This window comes from Ectopseudomonas chengduensis (assembly GCF_900102635.1).
GTDB classification, from domain to species: domain Bacteria; phylum Pseudomonadota; class Gammaproteobacteria; order Pseudomonadales; family Pseudomonadaceae; genus Aquipseudomonas; species Aquipseudomonas chengduensis.
The window spans coordinates 64,532-82,475 of record NZ_FMZQ01000017.1 but is presented as its reverse complement, the minus strand read 5'-3'; the positions used below and the strand labels follow the sequence as shown (position 1 = coordinate 82,475).

Annotated in this window: 16 protein-coding genes; 6 read left to right on the top strand and 10 right to left on the bottom strand. The window is 62.6% G+C overall.

Translation table 11 applies throughout. From position 1 onward, the window contains the following. Positions 1 to 429: 429 nt before the first annotated feature. Positions 430 to 1,950, bottom strand: coding sequence for an acetaldehyde dehydrogenase ExaC (exaC, locus tag BLS08_RS22485; RefSeq protein WP_017676586.1), 1,521 nt, complete (start codon positions 1,948 to 1,950; stop codon positions 430 to 432). 322 nt (positions 1,951 to 2,272) lie between these two features. Continuing rightward, a complete protein-coding gene (locus BLS08_RS22480) occupies positions 2,273 to 4,048 on the bottom strand; it encodes a methanol/ethanol family PQQ-dependent dehydrogenase (protein ID WP_017676585.1) in 1,776 nt (591 codons plus the stop codon). A 217-nt stretch (positions 4,049 to 4,265) separates the two neighbouring features. Between BLS08_RS22480 and BLS08_RS22475 the strand changes: the two genes are divergently transcribed. Next, complete coding sequence (locus BLS08_RS22475) at positions 4,266 to 4,652, top strand: hypothetical protein (RefSeq protein WP_017676584.1); 387 nt, start codon at positions 4,266 to 4,268, stop codon at positions 4,650 to 4,652. Positions 4,653 to 4,825: 173 nt separating this feature from the next. Here BLS08_RS22475 and BLS08_RS22470 read toward each other — a convergent pair whose 3' ends face one another. The 4 genes from BLS08_RS22470 to pedF all read right to left on the bottom strand — a co-directional run bounded on the left by BLS08_RS22470 (position 4,826) and on the right by pedF (position 7,940). Continuing rightward, positions 4,826 to 5,755, bottom strand: coding sequence for a quinoprotein relay system zinc metallohydrolase 1 (locus BLS08_RS22470; protein ID WP_017676583.1), 930 nt, complete (start codon positions 5,753 to 5,755; stop codon positions 4,826 to 4,828). 118 nt (positions 5,756 to 5,873) lie between these two features. Beyond that, the gene (locus BLS08_RS22465; protein WP_017676582.1) at positions 5,874 to 6,623 is read right to left on the bottom strand and encodes a quinoprotein dehydrogenase-associated SoxYZ-like carrier; all 750 of its coding nucleotides are present in this window, start codon (positions 6,621 to 6,623) and stop codon (positions 5,874 to 5,876) included. A gap of 21 nt (positions 6,624 to 6,644) precedes the next feature. Next, a complete protein-coding gene (locus BLS08_RS22460) occupies positions 6,645 to 7,517 on the bottom strand; it encodes a substrate-binding periplasmic protein (RefSeq protein ID WP_017676581.1) in 873 nt (290 codons plus the stop codon). Between the two features lie 3 nt (positions 7,518 to 7,520). Beyond that, positions 7,521 to 7,940, bottom strand: a complete 420-nt coding sequence (gene pedF / locus BLS08_RS22455; protein ID WP_017676580.1) for a cytochrome c-550 PedF — start codon at positions 7,938 to 7,940, stop codon at positions 7,521 to 7,523. A 329-nt stretch (positions 7,941 to 8,269) separates the two neighbouring features. On the opposite strand from pedF, the gene exaA reads away from it, so the two are divergent. From exaA to BLS08_RS22435, 4 genes are all read left to right on the top strand, one after another. Continuing rightward, positions 8,270 to 10,132 carry a quinoprotein ethanol dehydrogenase gene (gene exaA / locus BLS08_RS22450; protein ID WP_026088535.1) on the top strand — a complete coding sequence of 621 codons (1,863 nt, stop codon included), beginning with the start codon at positions 8,270 to 8,272 and terminating at the stop codon, positions 10,130 to 10,132. A gap of 102 nt (positions 10,133 to 10,234) precedes the next feature. Then, complete coding sequence (locus BLS08_RS22445) at positions 10,235 to 10,894, top strand: pentapeptide repeat-containing protein (protein WP_017676578.1); 660 nt, start codon at positions 10,235 to 10,237, stop codon at positions 10,892 to 10,894. A gap of 517 nt (positions 10,895 to 11,411) precedes the next feature. Beyond that, a complete protein-coding gene (locus BLS08_RS22440) occupies positions 11,412 to 11,840 on the top strand; it encodes a DUF2231 domain-containing protein (protein WP_017676577.1) in 429 nt (142 codons plus the stop codon). Next, positions 11,837 to 13,138 carry a PQQ-dependent sugar dehydrogenase gene (locus BLS08_RS22435; protein ID WP_017676576.1) on the top strand — a complete coding sequence of 434 codons (1,302 nt, stop codon included), beginning with the start codon at positions 11,837 to 11,839 and terminating at the stop codon, positions 13,136 to 13,138. Before BLS08_RS22440 ends, BLS08_RS22435 begins: the two co-directional genes overlap by 4 nt. Before the next feature lie 115 nt (positions 13,139 to 13,253). On the opposite strand, the gene BLS08_RS22430 is transcribed toward BLS08_RS22435, so the two are convergent. The 4 genes from BLS08_RS22430 to BLS08_RS22415 all read right to left on the bottom strand — a co-directional run bounded on the left by BLS08_RS22430 (position 13,254) and on the right by BLS08_RS22415 (position 16,684). Beyond that, positions 13,254 to 14,147, bottom strand: a complete 894-nt coding sequence (locus BLS08_RS22430) for a DUF6414 family protein (RefSeq protein ID WP_017676575.1) — start codon at positions 14,145 to 14,147, stop codon at positions 13,254 to 13,256. Between the two features lie 186 nt (positions 14,148 to 14,333). Beyond that, positions 14,334 to 14,984: a response regulator transcription factor gene (locus BLS08_RS22425; protein WP_017676574.1), complete on the bottom strand. Its 651-nt coding sequence runs from the start codon at positions 14,982 to 14,984 to the stop codon at positions 14,334 to 14,336. Then, entirely contained in the window at positions 14,981 to 16,246 is a 1,266-nt protein-coding gene (locus BLS08_RS22420; RefSeq protein WP_055986260.1) for a HAMP domain-containing sensor histidine kinase, read from the bottom strand. The genes BLS08_RS22425 and BLS08_RS22420 overlap by 4 nt, the downstream gene beginning before the upstream one ends. After that, on the bottom strand, positions 16,247 to 16,684 hold the full coding sequence (locus BLS08_RS22415; protein WP_017676572.1) for a cupredoxin domain-containing protein: 438 nt from the start codon (positions 16,682 to 16,684) through the stop codon (positions 16,247 to 16,249). 249 nt (positions 16,685 to 16,933) lie between these two features. Here BLS08_RS22415 and BLS08_RS22410 point away from each other — a divergent pair, with 249 nt between their 5' ends. Continuing rightward, positions 16,934 to 17,890, top strand: coding sequence for a tetratricopeptide repeat protein (locus BLS08_RS22410; RefSeq protein ID WP_017676571.1), 957 nt, complete (start codon positions 16,934 to 16,936; stop codon positions 17,888 to 17,890). Positions 17,891 to 17,944 lie beyond the last annotated feature (54 nt).

The window sequence follows — 17,944 nt, the reverse complement described above, 5'->3', positions numbered from 1 at the left end:
GCATTCCGGCAACCCCATTAAGCCCCCGCCAGGCAAGAGGCCAAATGGTACTTTGGGATGAATCGGCACTGGCATTGGTAGGTGACGCTATCAGTAGGCATGCCTCACGCCTGGAAGGTTCCAGTCATCGCCTGGCCTGAAACATGCGCCAATAAAAAACGCGGCCGAAGCCGCGTCGCGATAAGGATCTGCTGCCGTTCAGGCCCATGGCTGCCTGCAGATCCACCCGGGTAGGGTTGTTCGCCTGGCAAGAGGCGGCGCACCGGAGCGAGCGCGCCACCTTTGGTACATAGCCGGCTCACGATCTTGCGAGCTAGAGACCTACAAGGCAGAAGCAGGTGAGGAAGCGGAGTGTACTTTTGTACATGAGCATTCCGAGCCTGCTTCTAACGCAGTAGGGCCGACGCGCAGCAGATCGTGTGCTGGCTATCAGAAGAAGCCGAGCGGATTAATGTCATAGCTCACCAGCAGGTTCTTGGTCTGCTGGTAGTGGTCGAGCATCATCTTGTGGGTTTCACGGCCGACGCCGGACTTCTTGTAACCACCGAAGGCGGCATGCGCCGGGTACAGGTGGTAGCAGTTGGTCCATACGCGGCCGGCCTTGATTGCGCGGCCCATGCGGTAGGCGACGTTCATGTCGCGGCTCCACACGCCGGCGCCGAGGCCGAACTCGGTGTCGTTGGCAATCGCCAGGGCTTCGGCTTCGTCCTTGAAGGTGGTCACACCGATCACCGGACCGAAGATTTCTTCCTGGAACACGCGCATCTTGTTGGTGCCCTTGAGCAGGGTCGGCTGGATGTAATAGCCGCTGGCAAGGTCTCCTTGCAGTTGCTCGGCCGCACCGCCGGTGAGCACCTGGGCGCCTTCCTGCTGAGCGATTTCGAGGTAGCTGAGGATCTTGTCGTACTGCTGCTGCGAAGCCTGGGCGCCGACCATGGTCTCGGTGTCCAGCGGGTTGCCACGCTTGATCTGTTTGACCTTCTTCAGTACTTCGACCATGAAGGCGTCGTAGATCGACTCCTGCACCAGGGCGCGCGACGGACACGTGCACACCTCACCCTGGTTGAAGAAGCCCAGCACCAGGCCTTCGGCAGCCTTCTCGATAAAGGCCGGCTCGGCGTTCATGATGTCGGCGAAGAAGATGTTCGGCGATTTGCCGCCCAGCTCGACGGTGCTCGGGATGATGTTCTCGGCGGCGCACTTCATGATGTGCGAACCCACTGGAGTCGAACCGGTAAAGGCGATCTTGGCGATGCGCTTGCTGGTGGCCAGCGACTCACCGGCTTCGCGGCCGAAGCCCTGAACGATGTTGAGTACACCCGGTGGCAGCAGATCGCCGATCAGCTCGGCGAAAAGGGTGATCGACAGCGGCGTCTGCTCGGCCGGCTTGAGCACCACGGCGTTGCCGGCAGCCAGGGCCGGCGCAAGTTTCCAGGCGGCCATCAGCAACGGGAAGTTCCACGGGATGATCTGCCCAACCACGCCCAGCGGTTCGTGGAAGTGATAGGCCACGGTGCCTTCGTTGATCTCGGCGGTGCTGCCTTCCTGGGCGCGGATGCAGCCAGCGAAATAGCGGAAATGGTCAGCGGCCAGCGGCACGTCGGCATTGAGGGTTTCACGCACGGCCTTACCGTTGTCCCAGGTTTCGGCCACGGCCAGCAGCTCGAGGTTGGCTTCGATGCGGTCGGCGATCTTCAGCAGGATGTGCGAGCGCTCCTGCACCGAAGTCTTGCCCCAGGCGTCGGCGGCGGCATGCGCGGCGTCCAGCGCCTTGTCGATGTCGGCAGCGTTGGAACGGGGGAATTCGCCGATCACCGAGCCATCGACTGGGCTGGTGTTGCTGAAGTACTGGCCGCTGAGCGGAGCGACGAACTCACCGCCGATGTAGTTGCCGTAGCGTGGTTTGAGGGTGACGACGGCGCCTGCGGTACCCGGTTTCGCGTAAATCATGATGCTGACCTCTCTTGTTGTCGGAGCCCGCTGCCAATCGGGGAAGCGAGTCATGGTTCGATCTTAGAAAGCCCCCGAAAACCTCGGTATGCGCCCATGGCATAGATCACCTAGTCATTTGGTAGTAGAGCTGTCTGGCACGGGCTTTTGGCAGCGAGGCACGAGGCTGTGGAAGCTAAAGGCTAGACCCGTTGGCCTGGTCTTGCGTTCCCGACCAGAAAATTTCGCCCGTGGTATGTCGCAGCAGCTCAGCGCTGGCAGGCAGGCGCCAGAAACGACGATGGCCGGACAGAGTCCGGCCATCGTCTGACACCTCAAGCGATCAGCGCTTGGCCACCAGCTCCTTCGGCAGCTTGAAGGTCCAGAGCATGCCGCCCTGGTTCAGGTGCTTGACGCGCTTGGCCACCTCGCCACCCCACAGCGGTACCGCACCACCCCAGCCGGACAGCACCGAAACGTACTGCTCGCCGTCCATTTCCCAGGTCACGGGCGAGCCGATCACGCCCGAGCCGGTCTGGAATTCCCAGACTTTCTCACCGGTCTTGGCATTGAACGCCTGCAGGTAGCCTTCCGGGTTGCCGGTGAACACCAGGTTGCCCTTGGTGGTCAGCACGCCGCCCCACAGCGGCGCGTAGTTCTTGTGGCGCCAGACTTCCTTGCCGGTTTTCGGGTCGATGGCGCGCAGCACGCCGATGTATTCCTCGTTGAGCGGCTTGATGGTGAAGCCGGCACCCAGGTAGGCGGCGCCCTTCTTGTAGGCGATATCCTCGTTCCAGATGTCCATGCCCCACTCGTTGGACGGCACGTAGAACAGGCCGGTGTCCTGGCTGTAGGCCATGGGCATCCAGTTCTTCGCGCCGAGGAAGGCCGGAGCGGAGAACACGCTCGTGCCCTTCTCCTTCGCGCTAGGCGAGCCCGGACGGTTGCTGTCGTCGTAGATCGGCCGGCCGTTCTTGTCCAGGCCTTTGGCCCAGGTGATCTTGTCGACGAAGGGGAAGCCACGGATGAACTTGCCGTTGGTGCGATCGAGCACATAGAAGAAGCCGTTACGGTCGGCAGTGGCCGCAGCCTTCACGGTCTTGCCGCTTTCCTGATAGTCGAAGGAGATCAGCTCGTTGACGCCGTCGAAGTCCCAGCCGTCGTGCGGCGTGGTCTGGAAGTGCCATTTGATGCTGCCGTCGTCCGGGTTCAGTGCCAGGCGCGACGAGGAATAGAGGTTGTCGCCAGGACGCAGGTGCGAGTTCCACGGTGCCGGGTTGCCGGTACCGAAGAACAGCAGGTTGGTGTCGGCATCGTAGTAGCCGCCCAGCCAGGGCGCGGCGCCGCCGGTCTTCCACAGGTCGCCCGGCCAGGTCTTGCCGGCTTCGCCACCGCTGATACCGTTCTCGACGGCCTTGCCGTCCTTGTAGACGTAGCCCATGTGACCTTCGACGGTCGGGCGACTCCAGAGCAGCTCACCGTTCTTCGGATCGTAGGCTTCGATCTTGCCGACCACGCCGAACTCACCACCGGAGACGCCAGTGATCAGCTTGCCGTTGACCACCAGCGGCGCCGCGGTGATGGAGTAACCCGCCTTGTGATCGGCGACGTTCTTGCGCCATACCACTTTGCCGGTGTCCTTGTTCAGCGCCACCAGCTTGGCGTCGAGGGTGCCGAAGATCACCAGGTCGTCGTACAGGGCGACACCCCGGTTGATCACGTCGCAGCAGGGGCGGATATCGTCTGGCAGGCGCGCTTCGTACTGCCACAGCTCACGCCCGGTGCGCGCATCGACGGCGAACACCCGCGAGTAGGAAGCGGTGACGTACATCACCCCGTCCTTGATCAGCGGCTGCGCCTGCTGACCACGCTGCTTCTCGCCACCGAAGGACATGGTCCAGACCGGGCGCAGTTCCTTGACGTTCTGATCGTTGAGGATGTTCAGCGGGCTGTAGCGCTGGCCCTGCAGACCGAGGCCATTGGTGACGATCTCGTCGGTGGTGGTGGCGTCCTTGAGAATCTCGGCGTCGGTGACCGCCAGCGCGGCGGCGGACGGCAACAGCATGGCGGTACAGAGTGCGGTGAGGAGGAAAGGCTGGCGAAGACCGGCGTGTTTCATTGCGGCTACCTCTGCGGGTTCATTGTTATTGCCGGGAAATTTTCCCGGTCTGCCGCAAATTCTTGGCTCACCCGGGTCACCCAACAATTGCACCCCCAGCCGATTTTCCTCGTTCCTTGGTAGCAATACCTGCTCCACAGGCCATGATCATGACGATTGCGGCGGCCCCGGCTTTGCCCGACACTTGGCCGCCCGCACATTCTGATCGGAGACGCCCGTGCCCCACCCTCGCCAGGAAATTCTCAACCATCCCGATGCACTGGACTGCACTGTCTATCGCCCGGACGAGCAGGACCCGGATACCGAAGAGCAGGATCTGGGCGACGCCAAGGTCCTGATCACCGGTGCCTTCGAGCCGCCGCAGGATTGGGATGCGCACCAGCGCGAGGACTACTACGGCGAGGAAGACCCCACCCACTTCGTCAGCGCCCATATCGAATGCCTGGCCAAGCCAGCCACCCGGGAATTCTTCATGCCCGATAGCGGTGACTATGTGGCCGTGCAGTCCAGCCTGGGCGACGTGGTGATGTATTACGTCTACGACCACGAAGAGACCGAGCACGGCCGCCATTACGTGCTGATTCGTGATGACGAAGAGCTTTAGCCCCAGACGTAATGTGGGAGGCGCTTTAGCGGCGACGCCCTTATACGCAAGTCGCGGCTAAAGCCCCTCCCACAGGGTATTTCCAGCACATGCTGGTGCGCGCAGCGCACCCTACCAAGCCGTGGCGACGTTCGCGTAGGGTGCGCCGCGCGCACCGATGACACCCCAGGTTTCTAATCCTGACGATCAACCCGCCCCATGGCATTGAGCTCGTAGCGCGGGTAGAGGTGGCTGACGCTGCGGATCAGTTCATAGCGCGACAGGTTGACCTGAGCGAAGCGCTCGGGAATGGGCGCGCGGATCAGTTCGTTCATCTCCGCGCCCTGCTCCGCCCCCTGACGCAGCAAGCCATCGAGCCAGCCCAGGTAATCACGCATCTGCACGAACGGCGCCGCATCGGTGGTCACCGGGCCGTGGCCGGGCACGATCTGCTTCCATGGCATTGCTTCGAGTCGGTCCAGATCGGCCATCCACACGTCCAGCCCCGGGCTGTTCGGTGTGGTCAGTGCGCGCTGGTAGAACAGCAGATCGCCGGCAAACAAGACACCCGTGCGCTCATCGAGAATCGCCAGATCGGCGCCGGTGTGGCCGTGTAGCGCCAACAACTGCAGACGCCTGCCGCCGATCTCCAGCATGCCTTCGCGCACTTCTTCGCTGGGCAACACGACCTCGGTACCACGCATCCAGTCGCCCACCAGACGGTACATATTCTCCGCCATGGCGTCGCCCTGTTCAGCCAACAACCCTGTGGTCTCGGGTAGCACCGCGATGGGCACCCCGGTGAAGGCCTGGTTACCCAGCACATGATCGGGATGATGGTGAGTCAGCAACACGCGCACCACCGGCTTGCCGGTGGTTTTCTCGATGCTCTGGCGCAGCGCCTCGCCGTAGCGACGCGACGGACCGGTATCGATCACCACCACGCCGTCCGCAGTTTCGATAAAGCCGACGTTGACGATATTGCCGCCATTGTCCGCAGCGAAATTATCGGTGCTGCCTTCCAGCAGCCAGACGCCCTCGGCGATCTGCCGGGGTTGCAGGTGGTAATCGAGTGCCTGGGCAAACCCGGTACCGAGAGCCAGCAGAATCAGTATCCAGCGCATGCTTTTCTCCTCGAAATCTGCTTAGCTGAACGCTTCGCCCCGAGGCGGGGCTCCTACAGACAGGGCGAGCGCTGCTGCCTACTGTGGGAGCTGCGCCCCGCGGCGAATAGAACCGTCGTCAGAACGCGGCCCGGAATTCGTTGCCGTTGTTGTCGCGCAGCCAGACTTCGGCCTGCCGGTCGTCGCGCAGGTCAAAGGTCAGCGTTGGGTTCTCGCTGACAGCGGGGAACAACTCGATGCGCCCCAGCACCTGGCCATCGGCATCGCGCAGCTCGGCTTCTTCGATGTAGAACTCGGGGATGCCGCCGACCAGGCCGTTGTCCATCGGGTGCGACACCTGCAGGCGCAGACGGCTGTCCTCACCGCGTACGAAGCGCTTGCCCAGCACCTGGCCCAGGCGTTCCTCCCAGCCAGCCTCAGCACGCACCACGCTGGGAGCGGTACAGCCGCCACCCGCCGCTTCGACGCGGGCCGAGCCGATATGCCAGACGCCATCGTCGGTCAGCACCGCCGCGCGAATCGGCGTGGCCTGCTCGACACGGATGCGAATAGCCAGACTCGGTTCCAGGTGGTCGCCGGGGGCGAAGTCGAGAATACGCGGGATCGGGTTGAGCTCGGCCCAGGCCAGAATGCGCTTGACCTTGCCGCGGTAGGCGCTGGCGTCGATCTGGATCGGCACCTGGCGCGCATCCTCGGCGAATGGCGGCACCTCGAGGCGAACCTTGTCGTCGAAGACGAAGGCCTCACCGTTGAGCAGGCGCTGGTGGTAGTAGTCCCACATCACCGAGGTGACCGGATCGGGCGCGGCGGCCCGCGCTTCCCAGGCCCAGGCAAACAGGGCCAGCAACATCAGGCTACGCCAATCCATCGCCCACCTCCGGCTCGACTCTTATTGGTATTGTTCTGGCTTCTCGTAGCGCAGCCCGTAGCGCGCGTACAGGCGCTCGAGCGAGCCGTCGAGAATCAGGGTTTCCAGCCGTTCTTCCAGGGCATAGGCAAGCTGCCGATTGCTTTCGTGCACCGCCATGCCGATCTCCCATATCTGCCGGCCCATGTCCGGGTAGGCGTTCTCGGCCAGCGCCAGTTGCGGGTCATTGGCCTCGTGCAGCAGCCAGTCCACCTCGCCACGCAGCGCCATCACCGCATCCACTTCACCACCCTGCATGGCCGCAAAGGCCAGCTTCGGTGTCGGGTAATGGCGGGTTTCCTGGCTGAGCATGCCGCCCTGCACCGAACTCAGGTAGAACGAGGGCACACTCTCAACTTCGACGCCGACTGGATGCTGGCGCAACGCAACGATGCTCGGCACCTCGGCCAGACGCCGACGATCGAACGCCAGTTGCCAGCGCTCACGCTGATAGGGGCCGAACATCACCACGAGTTCGTTGACCAGCTCGCCCAGCTCGTTGCGCATCTGCGCGTAGTCGCGGTCGTATGGCACACGCAGCATCACATCGGCCAGTTGGCCCTGCGCGGTCACCCGGCCACGCCAAATGTAGTCACGCAGGTCGTCGTCAAGCTTTTCGCCTGGCGGCGCCCACATCACTTCAAGCTTCAGCCCAAGCCCTTCAGCCAGCGCCTTGGCCAGCTCGTAATCGACGCCACGTGGCTGACCGTCCTGCTCGTAGCTGTAGGGCGGGAAGTTCTGGTACAGCGCCACGCGCAGGATGCCCGACTCGGTGATACGGTCGAAGTCGCGCACCTGCGCCTGAGCCGTACCCAAGAAAAACAGCAGGCCACACAGGAGGGTCAGCAGACGCATGAATTACTCCTCGACGTGCACGCTCTCCAGATAGCTACGCACTGCCCACAATGCTTCCTGGCTAAGGAAGTCCGCCATCTTCGGCATATAGACGCGGCCATCGCGCACCGCGCCGTTGATTACCCGTTCCTTGAACCACTCGTCACCACTGGCGCCCAGTTCCAGCATCCGCAGATCCGGGGCGATACCGCCGGACTTGGCTTCCAGGCCGTGGCAGGCGGCGCAGTTCTGGTTGTACGCGGAGGAGCCGATCTCGATAGCGCGCGGGTTGTCGCGATAGGGGTTCTCGTCCAGCCATTCCTCACCCAGCGGTTCCAGGCCATCGGTGTTCACCGCCTGCGGTACCACATCACCGTGCGCCCAGAGGTTGGTCGATGCGGCGAGCACCAGCAGCGCCAGGGTGGATTGGATCTTCTTGTTCATGTCTAGGACCTCATCTAATGCACGCAAGACAGCCCATACAGAGCTCGTGGCGACCATCTTAGAAAGGCCGTGCAACGCGCCGAATGCTGCTTTGGTGGTCGCGTTCTAGTCCCTTGGTAGTAGGGCTTGTGAAGGGGTGTTGGCGATGCCTTGGCAGCAAGGCCAAGTCATGGGCCGACCGGGAAATCCTCCCGGCAAAGGCGGGAGTTTTTCCGTAGGCGCGAAGGTGGCCGGGTACCACCATCGGCTTGCCTCTGCTGGACATCCCCGGAACCCAGTTTTCGCGGTGTCACTGCAGCGACCTACCACCTCCAATGGGAAGCACAACGATGACAACAAGAAACCTACCCAGCACCCCGCGCCCCCTGGCGCTTGCCCTGATGTTGGCCGGCGGCCTGGCGCTTAGCCAGGGCGCGCTCGCCAAGCCGGTCACCTGGGAAGACATTGCCAACGACCACACCACCACCAGCAACGTGCTGCAGTACGGCATGGGCACCAACGCCCAGCGCTGGAGCCCGCTGGCTCAGGTGAACGCCGAGAACGTGTTCAAGCTGACTCCGGCGTGGAGCTATTCCTTCGGCGACGAGAAGCAGCGCGGCCAGGAATCGCAGGCCATCATCCACGACGGTGTGGTCTACGTGACCGGCTCCTACTCGCGCGTCTTCGCCCTCGACGCCAAGACCGGCAAGCGCCTGTGGACCTACAGCCACCGCCTTCCCGACGACATCCGCCCGTGCTGCGACGTGGTCAACCGCGGCGCCGCCATCTATGGCGACAAGATCTACTTCGGCACCCTCGACGCCCGCGTCGTGGCGCTGAACAAGGACACCGGCAAGGTCGTCTGGAACAAGAAATTCGGCGATCACTCCGCCGGCTACACCATGACCGGCGCGCCGACCATCGTCAAAGACGGCAAGACCGGCAAGGTGCTGGTCATCCACGGCAGCTCCGGTGACGAGTTCGGCGTGGTCGGCAAGCTGTTCGCCCGCGATCCGGATACCGGTGAAGAAGTCTGGATGCGTCCCTTCGTCGAGGGCCATATGGGCCGCCTGAACGGCAAGGACAGCACCCCGACCGGTGACGTCAAAGCGCCGAGCTGGCCGGATGATCCCAACCACCCGACCGGCAAGAAGGAAGCCTGGAGCCAGGGCGGCGGCGCGCCGTGGCAGAGCGCCAGTTTCGATGCCGAAACCAACACCATCATTATCGGCGCCGGCAACCCGGCCCCTTGGAACGGCTGGGCGCGCACCAGCGACGGCGGCAACCCCAAGGACTACGACAGCCTGTACACCTCCGGCCAGGTCGGCGTCGACCCCACCACTGGCGAAGTGAAGTGGTTCTACCAGCACACCCCGAACGATGCCTGGGACTTCTCCGGCAACAACGAGCTGGTGCTGTTCGACTACAAGGACAAGGACGGCAAGGTCACCAAGGCCACCGCCCACGCCGACCGCAACGGTTTCTTCTACGTGGTCGACCGCGCCAACGGCAAGCTGAAGAACGCCTTCCCCTTCGTCGACAAGATCACCTGGGCCAGCCATATCGATCTGGAAACCGGTCGCCCGGTGGAAGTCGAAGGCCAGCGTCCGCCCAAGCCCAAGCCCGGTGAAAGCAAGGGTGAAGTGGTCGAAGTCTCCCCGCCCTTCCTCGGCGGCAAGAACTGGAACCCGATGGCCTACAGCCAGGACACCGGTCTGTTCTACGTCCCGGCCAACCACTGGAAGGAGGACTACTGGGCCGAGGAAGCCACCTACAAAAAAGGCTCCGCCTACCTGGGCATGGGCTTTCGCATCAAGCGTCTGTTCGACGACCACGTCGGCATCCTGCGGGCGATGAACCCGACCACCGGCAAGGTCGCCTGGGAGCACAAGGAGCGCCTGCCGCTATGGGCCGGCGTACTCGCCACCAAGGGCAATCTGGTGTTCACCGGTACCGGCGACGGCTACTTCAAGGCCTTCGATGCCAAGAACGGCAAGGAGCTGTGGAAGTTCCAGGTCGGCACCGGGATCATCTCCCCGCCCGTCACTTGGGAGCAGGATGGTGAGCAGTACATCGGCGTGACCGCCGGTTACGGCGGCGCCGTGCCGCTGTGGGGCGGCGACATGGCCGACCTGACCAAACCGGTCGCTCAAGGCGGCTCCTTCTGGGTGTTCAAGCTGCCGAGCTGGGACAAGGCCAGCGCCCAGCGCTGATAGCAACAGGCATGGCGCACCCTCGGGTGCGCCATGCGCGCTACCTGTGGGAGGGGCTTCAGCCGCGACCGCCTCCCCCATCAATTCATCCGAGGACTCGCCATGAACTACCCGCCCCTGCTTATCCCGGTCCTGCTGCTGGTCATCGGCAGCCACGCCATCGGCGCCGAAACCCAGAACGACGGCGTGCCGCAGATCAACGGCTGCCGCATCGAACCCGACAGCAAATGCCCCAACGCCAACCTGCGTGGCGCCGATTTGCGCAACCTCGACATGCGCCGCATGGACCTCTCCGGTGCCGACCTTTCCGGCGCCGACCTGCGCCACGTCAACCTCGACCTGGCTAACCTGGAGAAAGCCAAGCTGCGCGGCGCCAACCTGACCCGTGCCAGCCTGCAACAAAGCAACCTTCGCCTTGCCGACCTGTCCGGCGCCAGCCTGGTGGCCATCAGTGGCTGGGCCCTATTCGCCCAGGCTGCGCAATTCGAAGGCGCCGACATGCGCGCCGCCAACCTGGAATTCGCCCGCCTCTCCGGCGCCAAGCTGCACAACGTACAGCTGCAGGCCGCCAACCTGGAAATGACCTGGCTGAGCAAGGCTGACCTCAAGGGCGCACATCTGCAAGATGCCAACCTGCAGGAAGTGAAACTCGGCAGCTCCAACCTGGAGAACGCCAACCTCACCGGTGCCCGCACCCGCTTCGGCAACTTCCAGGACGCCAACATGCCCGGCTGCGTGCAATGTCCCAAAGGGTGGGATTGAGCCCGCTCGCAAACACCCACACCCCGTAAGAGCGGCTGGGCGGCACTGCGCTTCAGCCGCGATGCACGCCTTAACATCGCGGCTAGAGCCGCTCCTACAGGCCGGCTGCAACATTAGGCTACAGGCTGCTCTTGTGGGAGGGGCTTTAGCCGCGACTGGCGCCTCCTAAGGTTAGCTTCGTAGCCCGATGAATCCGGGAGCAATATGTCTGCGGTCCCCGGATTTCATCCGGACTACACGCCAATGCCGATCAACTAAGCCTCCAGACCGCTTCCCGTAGGAGCCCCGCCCCGGGGCGAAGCGCTTCGAGTGCCCGTCGTACGGGTTCGCGGCGGGGCGCCGCTCCTACATCATCCGAGCGCCAGGCTATACAGCTCTCATCGAGGGCCTCGCCCATCTGACTCGGTGCAAAAACAACCTGAACCATGCCCATACAGGGCAATCCCTTCTTAGGAACAGCCAGATCGAGGCGGCAGCATCCAGGCCGTCATCAGTCATTGCCCAAGAGGGATCTGCCGTGACCACTACCACTGCAACTCCACACGCCTACCCCAACATTCTCAGCCCCTTGCACGCCACCCTGCTGTGCGGCCAGGTGCCGCTGTTTCTCGGCGCCCTGATCGCCGACATCGCCTACTACCGCAGCTACCAGATCCAATGGAGCAACTTCGCCTCCTGGTTGATCGCCGGCGCCCTGGTATTCGCCGGCCTGGCGATGCTGTTCGCCCTGGTCGGGCTATTCCGTCGACGCAACCCGCGGCCGCTCACCTACTTTCTGCTGCTCCTGGTTACCTGGGTGCTGGGTTTCATCAACGCGCTGGAGCACGCCAAGGACGCCTGGGCCGTTATGCCGATGGGCCTGGCCCTGTCGGTGATCGTCACCTTGCTGGCCATTGCCGCCACCTGGGTCGGCATGGCCCAGCCACGCATAGGAGATGCCCGATGAAAACTGCCATCGCACTGACCGCCCTGCCCCTCGCCCTGCTGTTGACCGCCTGCGGCGAAGAGCCCGGCAGCAACCAACAGTTCTACGGAGCCCAGCCGGACCTGCCCTCCCCCGAACGCGGCATCCTGCCGAGCATGACCATTGCCGAACCGACACCCTGGGGTGATCAACGACCCACCGTGCCCGAAGGCTTCAGCGTCAGCGCCATCGCCACTGACCTGAAGATTCCCCGGCAAACTCTGGTGCTGCCCAACGGCGACATTCTCGTTGCCGAGGGCCGTGGCGGTAGCGCGGCCAAGCTCAAGCCCAAGGACGTGATCGCCGGCGTGATCAAGGCACGTGGCAACACCTCGGTGGAAAGCGGCAACCGCCTGACCCTGCTGCGCGACGCCGATGGCGACGGCAGCTACGAGCTGCAGACGGTTTTCGCCGAAGACCTCAACGCGCCCTACGGCCTGGCGCTGCACGAAGGCAACCTGTACGTGGCCAACCAGGACGAGCTGGTGCGCTTCGACTATGAAGAAGGCCAGACCAAGGCCAGCGGCCCGCCGAGCAAGGTCGCCGACCTGCCATCGGCAATCAACCACCATTGGACCAAGGCGCTGACCATCAGCGAGGACGGCCGCTACCTGTACGTTGGTATCGGCTCCAACAGCAACATCACCGAGCGCGGCATGGAGGCCGAAGTCGACCGCGCCCTGGTCTGGCAGGTGGACGCCGAAACCGGCGCCTACAAACCCTACGCCACCGGCCTGCGCAACCCCACCGCACTGGCCATCCAGCCGGGCACCGGCACCTTGTGGGCAGTGGTCAACGAGCGTGACGAACTGGGAGAAGACCTGGTGCCCGACTACCTCACCTCGGTGCAGGAAGGCGGCTTCTACGGCTGGCCCTACAGCTACTTCGGCCAGCACGTCGACCCACGGGTGAAGCCGCAGGATCCGGACAAGGTCGCCAGCGCCATCGCCCCGGACTACGCCCTTGGCGCCCACGTCGCCGCGCTGGGCCTGGACTTTTCCAGCGACGTGATGGGCGAGCAATATGCCGACGGCGTATTCGTCGGCGAGCACGGCAGCTGGAACCGCAAGAACCCGGTGGGCTATAAGGTGATCTTCGTGCCCTTCGAAAACGGCCGCCCTTCAGGCGACCCCATCGACTTCGTCACCGGCTTTCGCACTGAAGACGGCAAGACCCGCGGCCGCCCGGTGGGCGTAACGGTCGATCCGAGCGGCGCATTGATCGTGGCGGATGATCTGGCGAATACGGTTTGGCGGGTGGTGAGGGATGGTAGGGAGTAAGCCTGTACATGGCTCCCACGCTCTGCGTTGCCTGCTGACTCAGATGTGCAATGCCCGGCAAGTGGACGCGGAGCGTCGAGGGCTGCATTCACACGCAGAGCGTGGGAACGATCAATTATGCGCAGACCGACATGGCTGTCATTCTGTAAGCAGGCCCATCTATCGAAAGGCGGCAAAATCTCTCGACAAATGGCTTGGCTGTATCCATGGAGTGCCTATATTCATTTAAACCTTTCATGTCATTCGTCACTTCCATCAGCGTATCCAAAACGCCCATGACATATGACAAAAACGTTCTTTGGACCAAGCTCAACGTCTCTCCACCACCAATACGCTTTGTTAATTTCCCGAAGACAGCAAATTCACCATCAGTAAGCTTTGCCTTAATTTCTTTTGGATCATAGTCCGTAACATCTAAATCAACAACCCCAAATGGAATCCCTGTTTCCGGGCTGCACAAAAGCATCTCAAGCTGCTTAGATTTCAAGTAATCCTGCTCAATTGCATCAATTAGCTGCGTGAGCGGTTTTTCATATTTCAGAAATTCGTCAAGAGATTTTTTCTGAATACCCAGTCCCACACCAAAGTGCTTTAAACCCTGAACAATTAGGGGAGCTGATGTCTGAAGTGTTTCGACAAGCTGAAAAATATCGACCGGCTGCAGTACAGCTTTTGCCTTGATATATTGACCTGCCGCCATTTCAACATTTGAAAAATCCTTAATATCTTTTCTATTCTCCAACTCATCAACCACAGTCATATGCAGCCCACCCAAAGTATATCGCTTAACAGTTGTAACTTCGCTGGCGCTTGCGCTTTCTCCTTTAACACCCAACTCTGCCTTTCCAAGCAAGCCTTGCAAAAATGAAATGCCTATTTTTGCATTAGCCTGACTATTTGCCGAAGAAGACACCCTTTCCTCCAACTCTGAGCCAACGCCTTTAAATAGATATGCGGCAGCATTCAAAACCATTTTCTCATTCAAGTACAAAGGTTCCAGATATCCCATTTCCTTTCCTACTCTGTGTTCAAACAGTGATTGGATAGAATTTCACATCAACCCATTACACGAGAATTCGGTGTAACACCGCACGCACGCCATGGCTCAATGCCATCAATCTACACCTAATCACTGGATTGCGGCGACCCTGGAAGCAGTAGCTGGCGTCAGGCCATTGCAGCTCGCCTTAGCCTCTCAAGCACTCTCCAACCCCACCCTAACCACCCCACTATCAATCGCCAGATGCACCAGTTCGGCCTGCGAGGCGATCTGCAGTTTGTTCTTTACCAAGGTCTGGTAGTTGGACAGGGTCTTGGCACTGATGCACAGCTTCTCGGCGATCTGTCTCGGAGGCAGGCCGCGGGCGAGCATGACGAAGATTTCGAACTCGCGCTGGGTCAGCTCGCGCAGGCGCGGGTCTAGACCGTCGCTGCTGGCGGGGTTGCAGGCCAGTTGGGTGGCCAGTTGCTGTTCGATATAGGCGTGGCCGGCGGCGGTGCGTTTGACCGCCTCCACCAGCACTTCCGGCGACGAGTTCTTGGTCAGGTAGCCGATGGCGCCGGCGTCCAGCGCCTGGCGTACCAGAGGCAGTTCGTCGTGCATGCTGAAGAACAGCACGCGCAGTTGCGGCAGGCGCTGACGAAGGCGGCGGGTGGTTTCCAGGCCGCTGATGCCGGGCAGGCCGATATCCATGATCACCAGGTTGGGGATCTCTTCCTGCACCCGCTGCAAAGCCTGTTCGCCATCACAGGCCTCGCGCAATTGCACATCCGGCAACAGCGCACGCAGCAGGCTCGCGTAGCCCTGGCGCACCACTGCGTGGTCATCTACCAGCAGAATCTTCATGACGTTGCCTCCAAGGGAATATTCAGGCAAAGCGCCCAGCCAGCTTGTGGGCGGCTGTGCAGGCGCAGTTCGCCGCCGAGACTGCGGCTGCGTTCGCGCATCGAGCGCAGGCCGATGCCAGGACGCAGCGGCAGTGCAGTGCCCTGGCCGTTGTCGCGTACCAACAGGCGCAAGCCATGGCCACGGCGTTGCAGGCGAATACGTACTTCGCTGGCATCGGCATGGCGGGCGACATTGGTCAACGCCTCCTGCACCAGGCGATAGAGATGGGCCTTGCTCGCCAACGGCAGGCTTGGCAGTTGTTCGCTCAGTTGCAGGCGACAGCGGATGCCTTGCGCCTGTTGCCAGTCGGCGGCTAGTTGCTGCAATGCTGGGCCGAGTTCCAGACGCTCCAGCACCACCGGATAGAGGTCGCGAATCAGGCTGCGAAAGCCCTGCTGCAGGCGCTCGCAGTTGTCGTCGAGCAGGCGCGCAGTGTCCTGCACCTGCTGCGGCCGATCGGCAATTACCTTGAGCAGGCAGGCCTGGGCACGAATGCCGCTGAGGTATTGGCCGAGGTCGTCATGCAGGGTCTGACCGAGGCGCGTGCGCTCGCGCTCCTGCAACTCCAGCAGCGCCTGGGTCAGCTCGGCATTGTCCGCCTGCACCTGTTGCAGGGTGGTGGCCATCTCGTTGAAGTGCGCCGCCAGGTGCTTGGCCTCGGCCAGGCCGTGGTCATGCAAGCGCGTATCGAAGTGACCGGCGCCGACGTCGCGCAGACCGGCGAGTAGTTCGTCCAGCACGCGCCGAGCCCGCTGCACGGCAAAGCGGATGGTCAGCAGGCTGAGGATCAGGGCGAAGGCGCTGAGCAACAGCAGTTGCAGCAGCGAGTCGTAGATTTCCTCGATTTCATCATAGGGATCGAGGGCGATACGCAACTCGCGGCCATCCTCCAGCGGCCAGGCATCGGCCACCAGTGACGCCGAGCCCAGCAGGCGTTCGGCGATCCAGTGCTCGATGGTGCTTTCGGTCTGCTGCTCGGGCTCTTCGCCCGGGCGCAGCCAGCTCACGCGGATATGCCGCAGGTTCTCGGTCAGTTCCGGGCGCAGGCTGCCGGGGTTGCTGCGCGCCACTTCGCCGAGGTATTCCACCACCGCTTCGGCGGCCTGTAGCTCGCGCTGCACATCGTGACTGGCCTGGCGCAACAGCAGCGCCAGCCCGGCCAGGGTCACCAGCCCGAACAGCAGGCTGACGCCGAGGTTGATGCGGCCCAGGGCGGTCATCTACTTGACAACGAAATGACCGAGCATGCCCTTGCCTTCCAGGCCCTTGGCGTAGAAGCGGTATTTGCCCGGTTTGACCGGCAGGAAGAAGATCTCCGCCTCGCCGGCGTCCTCGAACTCCAGCTCGGTGAGGGTCACCGCCTTGATCTCCACGCCGCCGGCCTCGACCTTGCGCAGGTAGATGGACGTGGCGAACTCGGGGGCCTGAAAGGCGTATTCCTTCTGCCCGCTGGCGATGATCTTGAGCTGGTAGGCCTGGCCGGTTTCCAGTTGGTACTCGTTCTGCGACATGAAGTAGTCGCTTTCCTCGCTCCCCAGCACCAGGTCGGGCAAGGCGACCGGCCGGCGGGTCATATCGCCGGCGGCGTGCAGTTGATCGACACCGAGCAGGCTGATGATCAGCAACAGCGGCAGTAGCAGGGCCTTGAAAATACGCATGGCGTTCACCTGTTCTTGTTATTGGACGTCGCCTGCCATGCTAGGAAGTAAAGGCCCGCACCGGGTTACTACCTTGGTACTGCCCAGCTGGTACTTTGGGCAGATTTCCCGCCAGATCCGGGCCCAATGCCCATCGCCCCTGCTCTACCCGCCACCATCGGCGCATCCATCCGCCACCATCGAACTAAATACCGCACGTACCCGGCTTGTTAGCCTGACTCACCGCTTTCACCCTCTTGGAGTACCGCCATGCGTCATCTCGCCTGCCTGCTGCTGGGCACACTGCTGAGCACGCCGCTGAGTGCCGGCAACGACGAACAGACGCGTATCGCCCGCGAGATGATCCAGGTGCTGGACGCCTATGCGGTATACAAGATGGGCGACTTCGACGAGGCCTTCGAGCGCTATCGCCAGCTCGCCGAAGCCGGTAACCGCCAGGGCATGCTCAACCTCGGCAACATGTACGCCGCCGGCCTGGGCACCGCAGCCGACCTCAAGCAGGCGTTGACCTGGTACCAGCGCGCTGCCGATGCGGGTGACGCCATCGGCATGTACGAGGTGGCCCGCGCCCATGACCTGGGGCTGGGCACCGAGGCCGACCCGGACCAGGCGGCGCAGTGGTATCGACGTGCTGCCGAGCAGGACAACGCCGAGGCGCAGTGGACGCTGGGTGAACGCCTGTACGAGCAAGGCCAGCACAGTGTCGGGCTGAGCTGGATACGGGCCGCGGCCAGGCAGGGAGAACATCCGCAGGCCCAGCAGTTTCTCGCCAGCCGCGAAGGCAGCCGCACCACCATCACCCCGACCGAGCACGAACGCCGCGCCGCACTGGCGGCCCTCGCGACGGTCGACCAGGCAGCCCAACGCCAGGATGCCGCGGCACTGGTGACGCTGATCGACGATGACGCGCAGATCCTGGTGCGCCTGCCGCACGAGCGTAACTGGCAGCATCTGAGCAAGGCGCAGCTGCGCACGCTCTGGCAGCAGACCTTTGCCCAGGCCGACGAGTACAGCTACCAGCGCAATGAGCCCGAACTGATAAACGCAGGCGGCACTATCCTGGCCTTCTCGCTGATCCGGGAGAAGCTCAAACGCGGCGACCGGATACAGCAGCTGGAAATTCGCGAAAACGCCCAGTTACGCGTCCGCGACGGCAAGGCCAGCATCCATGGCCTGCGCCTGGATATCCGCCAACAAGGCGAGTGAAGGCCTTGAAGAACGGCCCTGAAGAGCTACGACCTTTGTACTAAGCCGGCGCGA

What these genes read in the sequence shown, in the direction of transcription:
- BLS08_RS22445 (WP_017676578.1), top strand. Translation starts at nt 10,235, where the DNA reads ATGAACTACCCGCCCCTGCTTATCCCGGTCCTGCTGCTGGTCATCGGC.
- BLS08_RS22410 (WP_017676571.1), top strand. Translation starts at nt 16,934, where the DNA reads ATGCGTCATCTCGCCTGCCTGCTGCTGGGCACACTGCTGAGCACGCCG.
- pedF (WP_017676580.1), bottom strand. Translation starts at nt 7,940, where the DNA reads ATGAACAAGAAGATCCAATCCACCCTGGCGCTGCTGGTGCTCGCCGCA.
- BLS08_RS22415 (WP_017676572.1), bottom strand. Translation starts at nt 16,684, where the DNA reads ATGCGTATTTTCAAGGCCCTGCTACTGCCGCTGTTGCTGATCATCAGC.
- BLS08_RS22435 (WP_017676576.1), top strand. Translation starts at nt 11,837, where the DNA reads ATGAAAACTGCCATCGCACTGACCGCCCTGCCCCTCGCCCTGCTGTTG.
- BLS08_RS22420 (WP_055986260.1), bottom strand. Translation starts at nt 16,246, where the DNA reads ATGACCGCCCTGGGCCGCATCAACCTCGGCGTCAGCCTGCTGTTCGGG.
- BLS08_RS22430 (WP_017676575.1), bottom strand. Translation starts at nt 14,147, where the DNA reads ATGGGATATCTGGAACCTTTGTACTTGAATGAGAAAATGGTTTTGAAT.
- exaA (WP_026088535.1), top strand. Translation starts at nt 8,270, where the DNA reads ATGACAACAAGAAACCTACCCAGCACCCCGCGCCCCCTGGCGCTTGCC.
- BLS08_RS22465 (WP_017676582.1), bottom strand. Translation starts at nt 6,623, where the DNA reads ATGGATTGGCGTAGCCTGATGTTGCTGGCCCTGTTTGCCTGGGCCTGG.
- exaC (WP_017676586.1), bottom strand. Translation starts at nt 1,950, where the DNA reads ATGATTTACGCGAAACCGGGTACCGCAGGCGCCGTCGTCACCCTCAAA.
- BLS08_RS22425 (WP_017676574.1), bottom strand. Translation starts at nt 14,984, where the DNA reads ATGAAGATTCTGCTGGTAGATGACCACGCAGTGGTGCGCCAGGGCTAC.
- BLS08_RS22460 (WP_017676581.1), bottom strand. Translation starts at nt 7,517, where the DNA reads ATGCGTCTGCTGACCCTCCTGTGTGGCCTGCTGTTTTTCTTGGGTACG.
- BLS08_RS22480 (WP_017676585.1), bottom strand. Translation starts at nt 4,048, where the DNA reads ATGAAACACGCCGGTCTTCGCCAGCCTTTCCTCCTCACCGCACTCTGT.
- BLS08_RS22470 (WP_017676583.1), bottom strand. Translation starts at nt 5,755, where the DNA reads ATGCGCTGGATACTGATTCTGCTGGCTCTCGGTACCGGGTTTGCCCAG.